The organism is Enterococcus sp. DIV0170, assembly GCF_051710765.1.
GTDB classification, from domain to species: domain Bacteria; phylum Bacillota; class Bacilli; order Lactobacillales; family Enterococcaceae; genus Enterococcus_A; species Enterococcus_A raffinosus.
Window position 1 is genome coordinate 2,752,319 of the sequence record NZ_JBIOLG010000001.1, and the last position, 17,892, is coordinate 2,770,210.

Genomic DNA, 17,892 nt, shown 5'->3' on the forward strand with positions numbered 1-17,892 from the left:
CGCAAAAAAAATTCGTCTTTTGAATTAATCATCAAAAGAACACAAAAAAGACCCCAGAAATAGATTTTTCTGGGGTCTATATGAAAATGATGAGAAAAAAAAGAACGTTTTCACTTTTTAGCCATTGATTCGTCCAACAATAGTTCCTTATTTGTTCAAGAAAAAGTCAACTATGAATAAGATGGTTTCTTCCATCATCAGTTGATGTATTTAAACAGCGAGCCGGTCTTTTCTTACTATAGTAATCACTTCTCTTTAAAAGCACAAAAAAGATGAGGTAAAAGTATCTACCTCATCTTTCTTATACTTTTGAACTTTTTGAATCGTTCGTAAGATTATGCTGTGCGTTGTTGCTTGCGGTAGCGATTAACTGCGAAGGCCATCAATGATCCACCAATTACTAAGAAGATCACGATACCAATACCACCGGTAGATGGTAAGAAGCCGCCTCTTGATACGTTAGGAACATCCTGGCGCAAACCAGCCGGATCATTATAGGAATCTTTATCGACAACAAAATCAAATGGACCACCTAGCTTATAGCCGTCAGGCGCTTTAGTTTCCACTAATTGATAACTATCATACGCAAGCCCTTTGATTTCAAAAATACCATTGTCCCCAGATGTGATTCTGTATGCTCCTTCATATTTATCATCTACTACTTCTTCCCATTTATAATCGTTTGCATCACCTTTTAGATAATAAGTGTTCACGCCAGCTTTTCTGGTAATAACGAATTCTGCGCCTTTTAATGTTTGGGAATCGTCTTCACTGTCGTGTTTCACAAATTTCTTACCACCAGAAGTGATTGGAGGAGGTGTTTTTTCAGGCTCTAATGGTTCTACCACTGTTTTACCTGATTGTTGTAAATCTACATAGAGATTATTATTAATGTCCGCATCAATTGGAGTATCCTCTGTAAATTTGACAGTGTAAATAATCTCAATCGTTTTCCCTGCATATTTTTTCAGCCAATCTGCTGTTCTTGATGACTCTCCTGAATCTTTTACGTCATCTAATTTCATCGCAATCTCAAAACCAGCATATTTATCTTTTGCTGCATAATCATTTCCATGATTGAACTTTTGTACATTTGCATAAAGACTAGTAGGAGAATCAAGAATGTCTTTAATGTTTTCTGGTGTGCCTCCGATGACCTTAATAGATTCAAAATCTACAAAGCGCACACCCTCATGGGTCAATTCATCTCTAAAGACTAATTTACTATAACGAGTTTGTCTTGTACCATCTGGATTTTGAATGTAATCGCCAATATGAATAGGAATTTGATAAGTTACTTTGTATTTGATTTCTTTACCGATATCATAAGAAACACGATTCTTTAAATCTGGATCTTCTGGTTTCCCCTCTGAATCTAAAAGTTCTTTGACAGGTTTATTAGCCACTTTGTTCTTTGGATATAAGTGGATGTCATCATTGGGTTCGTTTGTAGTTCCCACTTTCATAACTGGCAATGCCAAAAGAACAAGTTGACTAAATTGTTCATTATCATCATTATGTGTTTCTTCAAACCAATAAACTCTGTAAACGCCGTCTGCATCGCGATCAGGCAAGTTATCAAAGACAACAGTCCCATCAGGTCCAGTCGTTTTTGCCCCGGCATTAGCTACAGGTTTTTTCTTATCTTCACCTTTAGAATTCTGGCCATCAAAATCTGTTTTTTCTGCTTCCTCCATAACTTTTCTAACTTTTTCTTTATAGGCATCATCAGTTTCAGATCCTGTTACACCTTCCGCTCTTAACATTTCATAGAATGTATCTGTTACATCCCATGGTCTAAATTCAACACCTTCTAAGCCTTCATACTTACTTTCGAATTCTGGATTAATTGCACCATCATTTAGAAATCCTGTTGGAAAGTCATCCATCTTTTTCTTGTGTAATGTTACTTTGACATTTTGAGGCGTAGCAGCCGAAGCACTGTCGCCGAAGCCAAGTAAGCCCGCGCCTAAAGGCAGTAAGCAAACAAGTGCCATTAATAAACTAACAAGTTTCCCTCTTGCTTTCATTATTTTTCCCCCTATTTCTTCTTTTGTATTTTTTTGAAACCTAAAAGCCCAATAACTACTAGTAATAACCCCAATACCGTGAAATTCCGAACCAAATCATTGGTTGAAGGATAGTTTTTTCCCGTTCGGTCTGAACCGCTTAATGTGGAAGACCTCGGACTATCGCTGGGAGTATCCTCCTTCGATTCAGTCGTTGATGTCGTGGTGGTGGGTGACGGTGTACTGATATCTTGGTATTTACCATAGATCAGCAGTCGTTTCGCTTCTTCGTCTATCTCTGGATGCTTTTGCGGTAAATATAAAACGATCGGCAGCATATGATAACTTCCTGTTTCACCGCTTGCCAAAATCAGATACGCCGCGTCCTTTCCATTACTAAATCGCGGAACATCGAATGAAACATTTCCGCTGCCGTCAACACCCAGCTCGGATTGATTCCATTTTTCTAATTGTTCCTCTTTTACAAAGTTTTCCATCGCTTCTTTTGTCGCATACGTGTTCAACAAGTGTTCTTTGTCTTCCTTTTCATCCCCTCCGTGTTCTTCTCTCCAAGCAGTTAAGTCATACACATCAAAAAACAGTTTGTCGGTTCCCTCTACCTTTTTACCATCTTCACTCCATGTGTGAATCCATAACTCCACTTGCTCCTCTTGCCCATCTGCTGCAAAACCCATCATACCGAAACAACAAATTCCTAGAAGCAGACAAAATATGAAGGAAATTCTTTTTCCCATTCCCAGCCCCCCTTCTGTCACGGAATGAGTAAATTGCTGATAAGTAATGAAGAATTTTCATCCTTCAAAATGAATCATTTAGTAGCAAACCTATCAGCATTGATATGTGTGTACATCTTTCAATACATTCACATTTCAGCTACTCCCCCCTCCGACTTTCTCCTCTTTATTTCTTCATCCATCACCATAGTACCTGATATTATTTTTTTGTGCTTTTTCATTTTTTTGTGTTTTTTAGTTATTATATTCATCTTTTTTATGCGTTATTTTCACGTTTCCATAAGTTAATATGGTTATTCCATTCATTTTTTTTAAATTATTTTGCAAAATGTAGAACTCATTTATTTTAAATAAAAGAATTCATTTGGATAGAAGAACCCTTTCCGAAATGAATTCTTTAGTTATTCCTCCTCAACCAGAAAGATCGCTGATTAACTGTTGTAATTGTGCGATATTTTGACTAGTCAAAAAAGGATCGATGATCACTGTTGGGTAATCATAAGGCACTTCCTCCACGCTGCTAGATGTAATCAAGGCGTCATACTTTTTCAATTCATGGGTAGTGATTCGGGTATCTCGAGAACGTTCTTCTACAAAATGAATTTTAAAGTTTCCGTAGACACGTTCTTCGATTTGCTCCGCCAAGAAAGTTTCCTCTGTTGGTGAAAGTTCAGACAGCAGCAATATCTTCAGAGGATGATCCGCGTTAGCTAATAGATTCAAGCTTTGAGGGACCATCGTTATCAGCAAATACGTATAGTTCCAAGCGAAATCATTTTCTTGATAGATTCGGTTTCGTTTTACAAAGGATTCCGCGATCTTTAATACCTTCTTCACCGCTTGATAATGGGTCTCCATCATTTTTTCTAAAAAGATTCCCCGTTGACGATACAAGATATCGATATAGCGTCCCTTAGGCGAATACATCCTTTGGTCGTTCACCAAAACAATGGTCAGCTCGCTCATCTCAAGTTCTTCTAACGAATGCCCCAACAAACGATTGAATTCTTCGACTAATTCATAGTGCTTCTGATAAAGGTCTCGGTAGCTTCTACTTTGCTTCATGGCAGATTTCCATTGATCTTCACTAAATATCAGCATGTCCGCATATGAAAGCCATAGACAATCCTTGATCTCTTCCTCCGTCAGACGAACGCGGAAGACTTCTAACGCCATTCGCTCAAAAGCATCTAGCGTTTCTTGATCAGGCAAACTTAACGGACTGACAAGTTCCTCCTTTGGATAAGAACGGCCATTTTTAATACGCCACAAACTGATATAGATGTTATAGCTCAGACGTTTCCTAAAGATATGGCGATTTTCTAAGTGATTCACTTGAATGAATTGATCCACCAAATCAGTAATTGCTTTGATTTGGTAATCTTTCAAATCTGCAAACAAGGACTCCAACCGATCAGATTTTTCTAAGAAGTAGCGATAATAGAAATGTCGAATCACGCTTTCCTTTCCTTCGATACGTAAAGGGCGATAATCCAGCTTGATCCCCGCTTTCTTAAAGGCCGATTCGATTTTCTTCAAATAGCGCTGCGTATTGGAGGCACTGAGATATAATTTATCAGCTAAGTCACTAATACTTGAACATTTTTCATAGAGCAGCTCTTCAATAATCTGAAACTCTGGTGATTGCTGAAGAACATCCGCGTACAATCGATTGATACTAACATGTGGTTTTACTTGAATTTGATAAAGTCCTTTGAATTTTTCAATGTGAAAGTCGTCCTGTTCATCATTAATCATCTTGACGTCCTTCAACAGGATAGGCAATGAACACTCTAGCTCTTCAAGCAGCTGGTCGCTCGGTAGACCGACCTGACTTGCATAGAGTAGTTCAACAAAACGTAAGCGTCTTAAACTGCTTGCTCCTAAAACCTCTCTGAAATCCATTTCCTCATCCCCTTTGTCCTTCCCCTTTTTAAAACGTAGCAAATAATTTTTCTTCTATATGAAAGAATCGTCCAACCCTTCATATAGAGCGCAACTCTCATTATTTATCTGACAACAGTTACTCACCATATTTATGAAATGCAGATCCCCTTATCCGCATACCACACTAATTAAAGTCGCTGCCCTTCCATTTGCTACCCCTCTCACAATCTTTCGAAAGCAGTATTACGCATTACATTGACACTTCTAAAAATTAATTACTCAAATTTTAAGAACATATATACTTAATTTTTAATAAAATGATTAAATTTAACTAGATGAATTTACTTTTACTTTTTAAATTCTTTAATGTAACGACCCAAATTCTTTACTATTTTCTTTTATATATTCATAATAACCAAACTATTTTCCTTTTGCTTTTTCATTACTTATATTTTATCAGTTATTAAAAACTCGTTATTTACCTATTAATATATGATTCATCCGTTAAAAATTTGTTATTTAACTCTTTTTCTTTAAAATGTGTAAAAATTATTGTTACTCAATTTGAAAATATTAAATAAAAAAATTGAATTCTTATTTTTTAGGTTATTAGTAAAATATAAAAAAAACGGACTTAAAGTATAAAAACTACTTTAAGTCCTTTACTAAAAATCACTTTAACTTAGACATGACAATATTTTCCGAAAGATTACACTTCTCATTCTCTATTGAAATGAACGGTCAAATAATCATAAGCTCATTCCTATTTCTTACTATTTTGTAATAAAATAGCAAACTTTTACGATTTTCAATTATATAGATGAGAAGAATGTGGAATTCGTTATTGCTATTTTTATGATGGTTCATTCACAAAACGATTGATTCCCCATAGATTCAATAGAAATTACATTCTTGTTCTGCGATTGTAGTAATACCACCCGGTAAGAACAGTCCCTATTGACCAGAGGATTGCCGTTTTCACGAAGAATCCTGATAATCGGCCGATCCCACCTGTTTCCGGTAATTGGTTTTGGGCGCGTCTATTTTTCACCCCGTAATAATCCTTAAACTGTCCGTCATTAATTAACTCGAATGCTGGTGGCAATAGGTTATCCTCCTCTCCAGCAATCCCTATCGAACCACCCAAATCAAAATGTCCATTGCTATCAAAAGTCAATCGCCACTGTCCCTGAGATTTCATATAGCCTACGGGAGCTTTTGTTTCAACTAATTGGAAATAGGTGCCATCAACAGGCAAATTTTGAAACGAAACCAGACCATTCGCTTGACTCTTGGCCGTACCAATCAATTCCCATCGCCCGTCTGCAATAGATTCATCATTCACTCTCTCATTATTAGTTGGCACATTCGGTCCTTTCCAAACATACAAGGAGAAATCAGCCTCAGCAAGTCCCTGATTGCTTTCATTCAATTTTATAAAGCTAAACTCAGTTTTCTTGTATCGCCATTTCCCAACAAAAGTAACGTCTTGCCCATTTATTATTTTTTTATTCTCATCCCAACCCAAAAATGTCCAAAGCCTTCCTTCACTATCCTTAACCTCGGTTTTTTTGGGAGCCGTTGGTGTCACTTCGGCAGTATCTCTATATCCACCAGTTGATTCAGGTAGCAAGTCACGCACCTCTTGCGGCAGCTCCATACTCGGATCGTTCGCATATTCAAAGCGATGGTGCCCCAAATAACGAGTCAGTTTCGGCTGCTCACTCGATTGAATACTTTCATCAGTCGCCTTCAGTGAACGATTTGTTTCTAATTCTCCAGTCTCCGTTAATTCGGACCCACCTTTTAGCTTCACTTGAATTGTTAGTGTATGTGCCACACCTTGGTCACAACCTGTTAGATCCCAAGTCAATTTTTGCCCTTCAATAGTTACATCACCACCATCAGGCGAAACACTAATATCGCTTTGTTCACCAGTCAGCAGCTCAAATTTGTCAGAAATCACATCTTCAATGTTGACAGACAATGACCCTACCTGTGTAATAATGTCGCCCAGTATCTGCTTCATAATTTGTTGAAAAGAGTCTGTATCTTGTGCATCATAGACCGTTTTTTTGTCATAAGAAATATCTTCCAGTGCCTTGAGATCGGCAGATCCCATATAAATCCCTACAGGATACACCTTTACCCCTCTGTCACGTAACTCTTGCGCTTGTTGAATCCCCTTATAATCATCAGAGGGATTTGATGTCCCATCCGCGGGTTCTCCATCACTTAAGAAAATAACAACAGGGTGTCTATCATCAGTTGAATGTTCATCTATATTGTTTATTGCCGCTTGTAGTCCAACTCCATAATGCGTATGACCCACGGAATAATTTGGATTATGATCGAGGAAATTTTCTACTGTAGAATAATCATTAGTAAACCCGTCACTTTTATAATTTGGCTCATCCTCTCGTGAAAAACCAACTAAAGCGACTCGATTATCATATTTCGATTGATTGCCACTAATTAACATTTTTGATGCATCACGAAGAATATCAGTAGTCAAGAAGCCTCGTGGATACAAATATTCATTTCCTTGAATATCTTTTGCCAGCGTCGAACTCGCCATCGATCCGCTATGGTCTGTCACAAATACAACATCCAAATTTGTCAAGCTTTCAAAAATATCACCATAGTCGATGCGAATCTCTGCTGTCGTTAGGTCATCATTGGTCCATTTCGCCGCTTTATGCAGCAAAGTATTCCCCTCGCTACTATCTACTTTGCTTTCGTATCCTTCCAACGCTTCTACAGATGCATCTGGTAAAGTTACGGGCTCTACGGCTGTAGGATCCGGTAGAGAACCTGTAACACTGGCCACTTTTTTGTATTTTATTTCACTGTAGCGAGAATATTTTTCATTTAACAAAAATGCTCTATCCCCAATTTCTCTTACACTATCTGGAATAGTAAGCACAGTACCTTTTAACGCGAAACAATCCCGAAATGCATCAACGCCGACTCTGTCCAATACAGATATTGCATTATCTGGAAGCTTCAAGACCGCCACCTTGATCGAATTCTTAAATGCTTCATCTTGAATCTCTGCTAATTTTGAACAATTAGAAAGGTCCACACTGGTTAAGTTAGTACAGTTTTCAAATGCCCCTTTATCAATACGCTCTAAATTGTTTCCATCCGCAAATGATAATGTTTGTATTTTAGTATTGTCTTTGAAAACGCCAGCATAAATATGAACAACCTTGTATGTTACTCCATTGTGCACCACTGTGGCAGGGATAATAACATTTTGGCTTATGCCTGTTTTACTAGCAGCGGAAACTCCCGCCTTACCATCCGACCATACTTGATAAGTGAGCCCATTTTGGGGCACAGTTCCTATAAGGCTCCCCAAAGGTGTAATGCCATCATTTAATGCGGCTAAAGGAGAAGCTGTGAGACTATTTTTTTGATTACTTGTAGTCTTGGCTGCCTCTTTACTATCTTCAGTTTCTTTTGACTCAGAACTAGCTGAGCTTTTTTTAGTTTCTGCCTTCCCTAACGACGGCTTTGTCGTCTCCTTCATAGCGGTCACACTTGATGAACTAGTAGCAGTAGTCTTTTTTGCAAGTGTTTCGAATGAAAAAAAGAGCATAGTTTGTAAAATCAATAGGAAAGATAGTACCACTCTCATCCCTTTATAACGTTTTCTTTTCCCCTTTTTCTTTAACATTTTTTCCACCTTCCATTTTTTATTTTCTTCTCTACACCCGACGACCAGCATATAAAATGGAAAATTAATTTCCTATCACTCTGCAATGTAACTCTTTTCTTATAGAGATCATTATCTAAGAGTGCACACAAATGAACCCTATCTATAAGATGAATTTTTTGCGCTTTCTATTTCAAAAGATAGTTTTAGTATGCCTTTTATGAGTATTAGATTTATTTATCCCTCTATTCGCTCACTGTTTTCTCATATTTATTAACAACCACATAATACCAGATATTAATTCTATCTTTTTTTTATTTTTTTCTACTAATTAAGTTATTAAAATTCGATGCAGCATCATAACAAGAGGATTTGCTTTTTGAAAACTGTTATATAGCTCTTTTCTTTAAGATATTTTTAAATTATTTGTTAATCATTTTTTTAATAATAAATAGAATAGACGAATTGACATCTTCAAAACTAGTATATAAACCACAGATCTTCGCAAATAATACGATTTTTCCCGACTTCATGAATAACTCATCACTTCTGTTACTACATTTGATTGCTATACTTACTATTTTCTATTTATTTTTTTCTGTTTTTTACAAATTCTTTTTTACTTGTATAATAATAGAAACTTCCTACTGTTACGCCTGTAGCTATCAATATTCCCGCGATTAAGAAAAATCCCTTGATTCCTAAATAGCCCGTACTAGGTAAGATTCCTGGTTTCACTTTCTGATTCGTGACTTTCAGCTTGATTGTATTATTGGTACCTATACCACCACTGGAATCACTAACATTTGGATGATTGCTCACCGTAAAACTTCCATCTTGATTAATCACAAACGCAATAGGCTCTTGAATTCGTTGATAGCCTTCAGGATTATCAACTTCTTTTAAAGAATAGATTCCCGGACGTAAGCCAGTAAAAGTGAAGGTCGATCCAGTGCTGATTGTTTCATCATATCCATTCGGCCCTGTTAATTTGAACACTGCTCCCGTCAGCGGATTATCGCTAGGATCAATTTTTTCTACTTTTACCGAAAAGTCTTTCAAGCGATTGGTCGCATGATGATCGTCTGTACTACCGTTCACCTGAAATACAAGGGACGTCGGTGGATTATTTTCGGTCACCGCAATCTCAAAGTCAATCATCTTTTGGAAGCCTTCCGGCACATGGGTTTCTTCTACCGTATAGGTGCCGATCGGAAAATCATTGATGGCAACTTTGCCTGAGGTATCTGGTGTTAGATTCTCCGCTAGTACTTTGCCATCACTGCGTGTTACCTTGAACTTTGGTAAATCTCCTGTAAACTTGGTCGTACCATTCTCCATGAATTTCCAGAACTGATAACTTCCACGTAAAAGTTCATTGGTAATCTTTATTCCATCAGAAACTATAGTCTCAGAAGTGAAACTTGCTTGATTTATAGATGGTTGCATATAGCCAGTAGTTCGGCCCGGTTCAATGACGCGATACGTATTGGCTGTTCCTCCTTCAACTGGCAAGAAAATTCCTTTCCAATGATGCGCTGCATCCAGATCGATGGACTCAACATTCTGCCAAGTTTCCCCCTTTTGTTTTTGAAGAGCGACTGTGACTTTATCTGGTCGCAACGCCCAGTAGTCCGGCTCATCTTGGTGACTATCCCTCCATACTTTTTCAACAGGGATAACAAAATCGTTTTTTAACACCCTTACAGATGGACTCCCAAACTCTATGCGATCTGTCGTACGTTCTGGTGTTGGTTCTAGTATTGTTGTTTCATTTGTTGGATACCATTTGCCAGATTCTGCCGCTGCTTTCACTTTGACTGTATACGTTATTTCTATTTCCTGTTTACCAGTCAGATTAATGTTACTGGTTTCAATCGTACGTTTTCCGTCCTTTAGCTGTGCTGTTGGCATATCCTTACTTTCAATGGTTATCGCTCCATTGTTTACTTGCGTGATTTTAATGGTAGAATCGGGCGCGTTTTTTTCTACTATGTCCACCATATCCCCTAATGGATCATTGATTATCCCTTTGTCTACCGTTCGGATTACTGTGTCATACCAGTTCTTAAAGACTTCTGTCAATTCATCGGGATTACTTACGTCATAATAGAAATAATCCGAAGCCGTATCACTTTCTCCCGTATTGGCTTTCTTTGTCGACATACGGTACAACCCTTTAACTAGCTGATCTGTCGGGTGATCGCCAGAAGCTCCAGCAATATTTACACCGATCGTATGGATTTGGATTCCCTCAACCTCTTTAAGAACCTTCGCTGTCGAGTTTGTTGTTGTAAGGTGACTCGTCAATCCATTGTATGCCGAAGTAAATTTCGTGGTATTCCCTGTCCGGAATGTTGAGTAGCCGTAATAATTCGCTTTTATTCCCATATCGAACTTGCTTACGTATAATTTATCGAAATACATGGTTGGATCAGAGGCTATCGTTTGAGGCAGCCAGCTTCTATTGGGTGCCCCATCTGTTAAAACGAACAATAATTTATATCGCTGACCGATATCTGGCGCATTTTGAAAAATGTCCGCTGCTTCTCTTAATCCTCTTTGGGTGAATGTATGCCCGACAACAAAGGCATTCTTATAATTTGTGACAATTCGATCCCAATCACTATGATTTTTCGACAATTGAGAAGTCGGTTCAGTATCCCCTATGTAATCCGAGAAAATATGTGAACCTATCCGAATCCCACCCTGATTGTCAGGATACAATTCTTTTAATTTTGTAATAATCCTCTCTAAAGCCGCATCAGTATTTTTCTTTCTTGACAGGACTGAACCAGAACCGCTATTCAGCATCGAGGAAGAGGCATCCAATAAAAATACCACGTCAACACCTGGTTTATAAGACGTGTTCCCTTTCACATTCAGCTTAATTTTGAATTCATCAGCCTTCGCTGTTTCTTGGGCATACTTGCGTATACTAATATTAGGATCAGTCGCATCCTCTCCATACTTAATATAAGACTTTGTATGATTATCTGATGAAACGTCCCAAGAACTATCACTGTCCCAGCCTAATTCTCCAGCAATCCCGCCTCGATGATTGATTACATTTGTCTGTCCAATGGGTTGCCAAGAATATGTCGGGTACTTGCCATTCTCGTTATCTTCATATTCAGGAATCTTATTCCCGTAAAGTGATCGATAAGCAGCAGTTGTCGCAGTCATTTGTGGCGCTTCTACTATAGGACCGATAAACGATCCATGTATTGATGAAGTTATTTCACTTTTTCCCTCACTACTAGAAACTTCTACAGATGACTTCGTTGTTTCTTCTACCTTACTCGATGTCAAGATGAACGGTGTTTCTTGTTTCAACGTGTTCTCTTCAATATATTTTTCTCCATCAGCATTTTCTTTTTCGGATGCTTTCTGTTTATCCAATTGTATATAGAGCGTCAATTGTCCTATTGACTTAGAAAGATTAAGCACGAGCTGCTCTTCCTTTTTCTCTGAAAAGTCCTTTTCCATCCACCAACCATCATTTTCAATCATATTCGGCAGCTCTGGATAACCAATGGCTTTATTATTTTCATCAAGAATTTTGAACTTTATCCTTCGTCTTTCCTCCTTTTCACTCTGGTATTTATAGTTCACATTCCATTCATTTGCTTCTTTTTCTTCATTAACGTAGTAGGAAAGAGTTAAATCCTTTTTGTCCATTAATACAATTTCATTCGTCTCAGCATTAACAGGCATAACTTCTAGTGCTATTTTTATAACAATCGAAATAAATAGTACTATTAATAGTAATAGACCAATTTTTCTCATCTTAACTCCTCTTTATTCCACTAAAAAACACTAAATTTAATAGTATTTTCTAATTCACCCGTTGCACCGTCTTTTCCACCCACTATTTACTCACTCCATATTAGCAATCCAATCATAGCAAAAAGTATTTCCGCCTATTTTCTAAACATTTTCCATAAACTTCGTTATTAAAATTAACAGAAACATATTGATACAAAGAATTCATTTTACGAAACCGTTATATATCTCTTTTTTTTTAAATATTTTTAATTTAAATGATACTCATTTTTAAAATAATAAATTTTCAGAATGAATTTTTTTCGCTTCGCTACATGCAGGATCAAATAGATAGTCTTCTGAACATTTAAAAGAAAAAAATAGCCTGAAAGCAGATTTATCCACTTTCAGGCTAGCTATCTCGATCAACAAATTGTCTTAAATTTTGATTGTTTATTTCTCATTCATTTTCTCTCTTGTTTTTACAAGTTCTTTTCTCACTTTATAGAAGCAGAACCCACCTACAGTGCCTCCTGTGACCGTCAGCATTCCCGCAATTAAGAAAAATCCCTTGATTCCAGAATTACCAGTTCTCGGCAAGGTTCCTGGCTTCACCTTTTTGTTTGTCACTTTCAGAGTGATCGCATTATTGGAGCTCGTGCCACCGCTCGAATCACTAACATTTGGATGACTACTCACATTGAAGCTTCCATCTTGATTAATCACAAACGCAATAGGCTCTTGAATTCGTTGATAACCTTCAGGATTATCAACTTCTTTTAAAGAATAGATTCCCGGGCGTAAGCCAGTAAAAGTGAAGGTCGATCCGGTGCTGATTGTTTCATCATACCCATTCGGCCCTGTTAATTTGAACACTGCTCCCGTCAGCGGATTATCGCTAGGATCAATTTTTTCTACTTTTATCGAAAAGTCTTTCAAACGATTGATCGCATGATGATCGTCTGTACGACCGTTCACCTGAAATACAAGGGACGTCGGTGGATTATTTTCAGTCACCGCAATCTCAAAGTCAGTCATCTTTTGGAAGCCTTCCGGTACATGGGTTTCTTCCACAGTATAGGTGCCGATCGGAAAATCATTGATGGCAACTTTACCTGAGGTATCTGGTGTTAGATTCTCCGCTAGTACTTTGCCATCACTGCGTGTTACCTTGAACTTTGGCAAATCACTCGTAAACTTGGTCGTGCCATCCTCCATGAACTTCCAAAATTGATGATTTTCTCGTAGAAGTTCATTGGTGATCGTGATGCCTCCACTCGCGATATTCTCAGAGGTGAAGCTCTGCTGATTCACGACAGGTGCCTTATACCCTTTGGTTCGTGACCCTTCGACTACGCGATAGGTTTTATCGTCACCGCCTTCTACTGCTGAGAAATTCCCTTCCCAATCATTTGAGGCTGTCAAATCCATTGACTCCACGTCTTGCCAATTAGAACCTTCCATTTTTTGTAGCGTGGCGGTTACTTTTTCTGGCCTCAACCCCCAATAGTTCTCTTGATTTTGATGCTTATCTGACCAGATCTTTTTAACTGGAATAACGAAATCGGCTGTTTTTAATCGGACCGATGGAATCCCAAAGTCTAATTTGTCCCCCGTCCGTTCCGGTGTCGGCTTCAAGGTTGTTGTCTTATTCGCTGGATACCAAGTACTGGAGACAAAAGTAGGATCAGAGGTTTTTAAGCGAACAGTATATTCGACCTCTATTTCCTGATTCGCCGTCAGATTAATATTCTTCACTTCAATCTTTCTTCGATCCGAAGAAACTGTGAATTGCGGTTCAGCATCGGCTTCAATAGGCTTCCCTGAGGAGTCTACTTGTTGCCATGTCGGATCACCAACGAGCTCAACCATATCTCCTAACGGATCAGAGATCACTCCTCTATCGACTGTTCGAATAACTGTTTCATACCAATTTTTAAAATAGTCGGTTAAATCATCCGCATTTTCTACATTGTAGAAATGAAAATCTGAAGCCACATCATTCAATGGACCATTTGTCGAATTTGCTTTCTTGGTCGACATTTTGTATAGACCTCGCATCAGCTCCGCTTCTTTATCTCTTTCGTTTACATTAACTGTTAATTCTACAGCAATCGTGTGAATTTCAATCCCTGCATTTTTGATATCCATTGCCGTTGAATTTGTGGTGGTGATATGACTACTGATCAGTCCACGATATTTTGGATAAATTGTTGTCTTAAAGCTACCGGCCCCCAGATCACTTCCAGCATTGTAAGCTCCTTTCGGCCCAGTGTTAAAATTTTCAAAATGAAGCTTATCCACATACATATCATTATTGGGTGTTCCATTATGACTAGTGGTCCAACTAATGTTCGGTGCTCCATCCGTTAGAACAAACAACAATTGTTGGCGACCTGTTGTATCGCCAGCATCATCAAAAATATCTTGCGCCTCTTTTAGTCCACGTTGTGTAAATGTTGACCCCATGGCCTCAGCTCTATCATATTCTCTATACATATTATCCCAGGCGGCAGTACTACTAGATAGAGGAAATGTTCTTTTCTCTCCTTGATCATATCCCCAAGAATTACGTCCATAATCTGAAAAAATATGTGCACCGATCCGAATGTTCTGTGCTGAAGGAACATACACCTCTTTCAGTTTGTCAACAATCTTTCTCATTGCATTTACCGCATTTCTTTTTCGATTATTAAGCTTTCCGGGAAGGGGATCTTCCATTGATCCTGAATTATCCAATAAAAAGACAATATCCACCCCTGGTTTATAGGTCGTATTCCCTCGAACATTCAGTTTGACCTTGAACTCATCTTCCTTATCGGTTTGCTGAGCGAGCTTTCTCAAGGCGACGTTACTATTGTCTAAATCTTGTCCATAATGAATATAGGAATTTGTGTGATTGTCTTGCGTGACGTCCCAACCAGTATTATTATCCCAACCAGTTTGTCCTTCTTGCCCTCCTTGATGATTAATGACATTGGTTTGACCCGTTGGCTGCCAAGAAGGTTCAGGGTAGGTTCCCGTTCTATCGGTGATTTGACCTGGAGTCTTCACTTCATAGTGATTCGCATACATTTTAGTAGTTCCGTTCGTCGAAGCAGCGGCTCTTTGTACTGCGTTTACGCCTTCTTTATGAGGGCCAATGAATTCTTCCGAGGTGGTTTTGGTTGCTTGGGTCGCTGTTCTTTCAGACGACTGAGTTGTTTTGGTTTGGTTTTCTGCCGTGCTTTTTGTTTCCAACACAAATGGTTCTTCCCGTTCTAGGATATTCTCCTTCAGACTGCGGGCCTTTTCCCCCTCCTCATTGGCTGGTTTTTCCTGATCTAGTTGAACGTATACATTTAGTTTTTTGACTGACGAGGATAGTTCCCAAGACAACTGATCCTCTACACTCTCAGAGAAATCCTTTTCCTTCAGCCATCCGTCTTCTTCGATCAGATGATCCATATCCACTGTTGAATAATCGATCGTCTTGTCTTTGACATCCGTCAGTTTGAATTTCAAGCGCTGAGGATAGCCTTTTTCACTCTGACGATCAAACGTTAATTGCCACTTCGTTGTCTCTTTCTTCTCTTCGTATGTATATGAAAGCTTTAAAGATTCGTCATCAACAAGCTCTATTTCATTGGTTTTCGCTTGAACAGAAATAAGCGGCATCGCCATTTCTACGACAATCGAAAACAACAGCAATATCAATATTAGAAATTTCGATTTTTTCATTTGTTTTATTCCCCTTTTTCATCTGTACTCTACCAATCACAACAAAAAATGTGGAAACATCGTTGTTTGTTTCTTAAAGAATCACCCTTCTCCTTTAAAAATCGATTCAAACATTAGAAGATTCCTATCTGATTTTGCTATTTACGATGAGACTTTCTCCACTAAAAATAATATGTTTGCTAGCTAATCCGAAGATTTTTCACTTAATTTCCAAATAATTATTTGCAGTATTCCCCATAATTTCTTATTCTTGCACTTATATACTATCAGAAAATAATTACTCATTTTTTTGCAATTTCCTCGATATTATAGTTATTGAAAATCAAAAAAAGAGCGAATCTCTCTTGTTTTCAATCTCTCAAAGCGTTATCGAGTCCATTTCATTTAAACTGTCTAAAAATTTTTGGTATTCATTTTCAAAATTTTGAATTAACCATTCGATTTTTTTATATCGTTATCCCAATAAAACCTATATATTTCACTATTAATCATTCAAAAAATGAAAAATAAATCTAAATAAAAAATAATTACGAGTTCATCCATTCCATCATTCTCAGATAATTATTGTTGTTTTTTCAGCTTAGATTTCTATAGCTAATTTCAGCAAAAAAAAGAAGCCTGCACGAATGCAGACTTCGATATTTTTTTATTTGTTGCTTAAATCTTCACCATTTGTTTCGATGACTTTTTTGTACCAATCAAATGATTTCTTCTTGCTGCGCTTCAAGGTGCCTTTGCCTTCGTTGTCGCGGTCCACATAAATGAAGCCATAGCGTTTCTTCATTTCACCTGTTCCGGCAGATACTAGGTCGATACAGCCCCAAGTCGTGTAGCCTAATAGATCCACGCCGTCTTCATCCACTGCGTCTCTCATGGCTTGGATGTGCTGCGCAAGGTAGTCGATGCGGTAATCATCTTCTACATAGCCGTTTTCATCCGGTGTATCTACCGCGCCTAGCCCATTCTCAACGATGAACAATGGTTTTTGGTAGCGATCATAGAGATCATTCATTGTAATACGCAATCCTAATGGGTCAATTTGCCAGCCCCATTCGCTGGATTCTAAATATGGGTTCTTCACAGAAGCGAAGATATTTCCAGCCGTTTGCTCCAATAATTCTGGATCTGTCGTCGCTACACGAGAAGAGTAATAGGAGAAGGAGATGAAGTCCACGGTATGAGCCTTCAACAGCTCTGCGTCGCCTTCTTCCATTTTTACATCAATCCCTTTACGTGCCATTTCCTTCAAGGCATAGGCTGGATATTCGCCACGAGATTGTACATCAATGAAGAAATAGTTTTGACGTTCTTCTTGACGTCCTGCCCAGACATCCTCTGGTTTTGGTGTGTAAGGATAATAAGAGCCTGCCGCCAACATACAGCCGACTTGGTTTTCTGGGTCGACTTCATGTGCGATCTTTGTCGCGATAGCGGATGCCACCAATTCATGATGTGCCGCTTGGTATTTCACTTGTTCTTCGTTTTCGCCTTCTTCAAAGTACAGACCGGCGCCCATGAATGGCGCGTGTAGGATCATATTGATTTCATTGAAGGTCAACCAATATTTTACTAACCCTTTGTAACGGTTGAAGATGACGGTACATAAATTTTCGTAGAAGCCGACTAATTCACGGCTACGCCATGCGCCATATTTTTCAACCAAATGCATCGGGCAATCGAAGTGGGTAATCGTTACTAACGGTTCGATCCCGAATTTTTTACATTCTTTGAAGATGTCTTCGTAGAATTTCAAGCCTTCTTCGTTTGGTTCTTTTTCGTCACCTTTAGGGAAGATACGGCTCCACGCTAAGGATAGACGATAAGTTTTGAAGCCCATTTCCGCAAATAACGCGATGTCTTCTTTCCAATGATGGTACATGTCGATGGCTTCTTTTGCTGGATAAAAATGCTCATCATCAAAATCGAACATTTTCTTTTTCCCTGCGATCACCGCAAAGCGATCTTCGCCAACTGGCGCTAAGTCTACGTTTGCTAGGCCGCGTCCGCCTTCGTTATAGCCGCCTTCACATTGATTGGCAGCAGTTGCGCCGCCCCATAAGAAGTCTTTTCTAAATCCCATAATTTCCCTGCTTTC

At 38.4% G+C, this 17,892-nt stretch carries 7 protein-coding genes; all 7 read right to left on the reverse strand.

From position 1 onward, the window contains the following. Positions 1-335: 335 nt before the first annotated feature. The 7 genes from IGI50_RS13240 to IGI50_RS13270 all read right to left on the reverse strand — a co-directional run bounded on the left by IGI50_RS13240 (position 336) and on the right by IGI50_RS13270 (position 17,877). Positions 336-2,030: a SpaH/EbpB family LPXTG-anchored major pilin gene (locus IGI50_RS13240; RefSeq protein ID WP_438777267.1), complete on the reverse strand. Its 1,695-nt coding sequence runs from the start codon at positions 2,028-2,030 to the stop codon at positions 336-338. A gap of 11 nt (positions 2,031-2,041) precedes the next feature. Further along, entirely contained in the window at positions 2,042-2,764 is a 723-nt protein-coding gene (locus IGI50_RS13245) for a pilin N-terminal domain-containing protein (protein WP_438777268.1), read from the reverse strand. A 411-nt stretch (positions 2,765-3,175) separates the two neighbouring features. Next, positions 3,176-4,669, reverse strand: coding sequence for a helix-turn-helix domain-containing protein (locus IGI50_RS13250; protein ID WP_438777269.1), 1,494 nt, complete (start codon positions 4,667-4,669; stop codon positions 3,176-3,178). Positions 4,670-5,555: 886 nt separating this feature from the next. Beyond that, on the reverse strand, positions 5,556-8,333 hold the full coding sequence (locus tag IGI50_RS13255; protein WP_438777270.1) for a VWA domain-containing protein: 2,778 nt from the start codon (positions 8,331-8,333) through the stop codon (positions 5,556-5,558). Positions 8,334-8,900: 567 nt separating this feature from the next. After that, entirely contained in the window at positions 8,901-12,101 is a 3,201-nt protein-coding gene (locus tag IGI50_RS13260; RefSeq protein WP_438777271.1) for a SpaA isopeptide-forming pilin-related protein, read from the reverse strand. 429 nt (positions 12,102-12,530) lie between these two features. Beyond that, positions 12,531-15,797 (reverse strand): SpaA isopeptide-forming pilin-related protein, encoded by a 3,267-nt coding sequence (locus IGI50_RS13265; RefSeq protein ID WP_438777272.1) that lies wholly within the window; start codon positions 15,795-15,797, stop codon positions 12,531-12,533. Positions 15,798-16,443: 646 nt separating this feature from the next. Further along, entirely contained in the window at positions 16,444-17,877 is a 1,434-nt protein-coding gene (locus tag IGI50_RS13270; protein ID WP_438777273.1) for a 6-phospho-beta-glucosidase, read from the reverse strand. Positions 17,878-17,892 lie beyond the last annotated feature (15 nt).

Excerpts from the sequence above, each read along its gene's own strand:
- IGI50_RS13255 (WP_438777270.1), bottom strand. The coding sequence starts at position 8,333 with ATGTTAAAGAAAAAGGGGAAAAGAAAACGTTATAAAGGGATGAGAGTG.
- IGI50_RS13250 (WP_438777269.1), bottom strand. The coding sequence starts at position 4,669 with ATGGATTTCAGAGAGGTTTTAGGAGCAAGCAGTTTAAGACGCTTACGT.
- IGI50_RS13270 (WP_438777273.1), bottom strand. The coding sequence starts at position 17,877 with ATGGGATTTAGAAAAGACTTCTTATGGGGCGGCGCAACTGCTGCCAAT.
- IGI50_RS13265 (WP_438777272.1), bottom strand. The coding sequence starts at position 15,797 with ATGAAAAAATCGAAATTTCTAATATTGATATTGCTGTTGTTTTCGATT.
- IGI50_RS13240 (WP_438777267.1), bottom strand. The coding sequence starts at position 2,030 with ATGAAAGCAAGAGGGAAACTTGTTAGTTTATTAATGGCACTTGTTTGC.
- IGI50_RS13260 (WP_438777271.1), bottom strand. The coding sequence starts at position 12,101 with ATGAGAAAAATTGGTCTATTACTATTAATAGTACTATTTATTTCGATT.
- IGI50_RS13245 (WP_438777268.1), bottom strand. The coding sequence starts at position 2,764 with ATGGGAAAAAGAATTTCCTTCATATTTTGTCTGCTTCTAGGAATTTGT.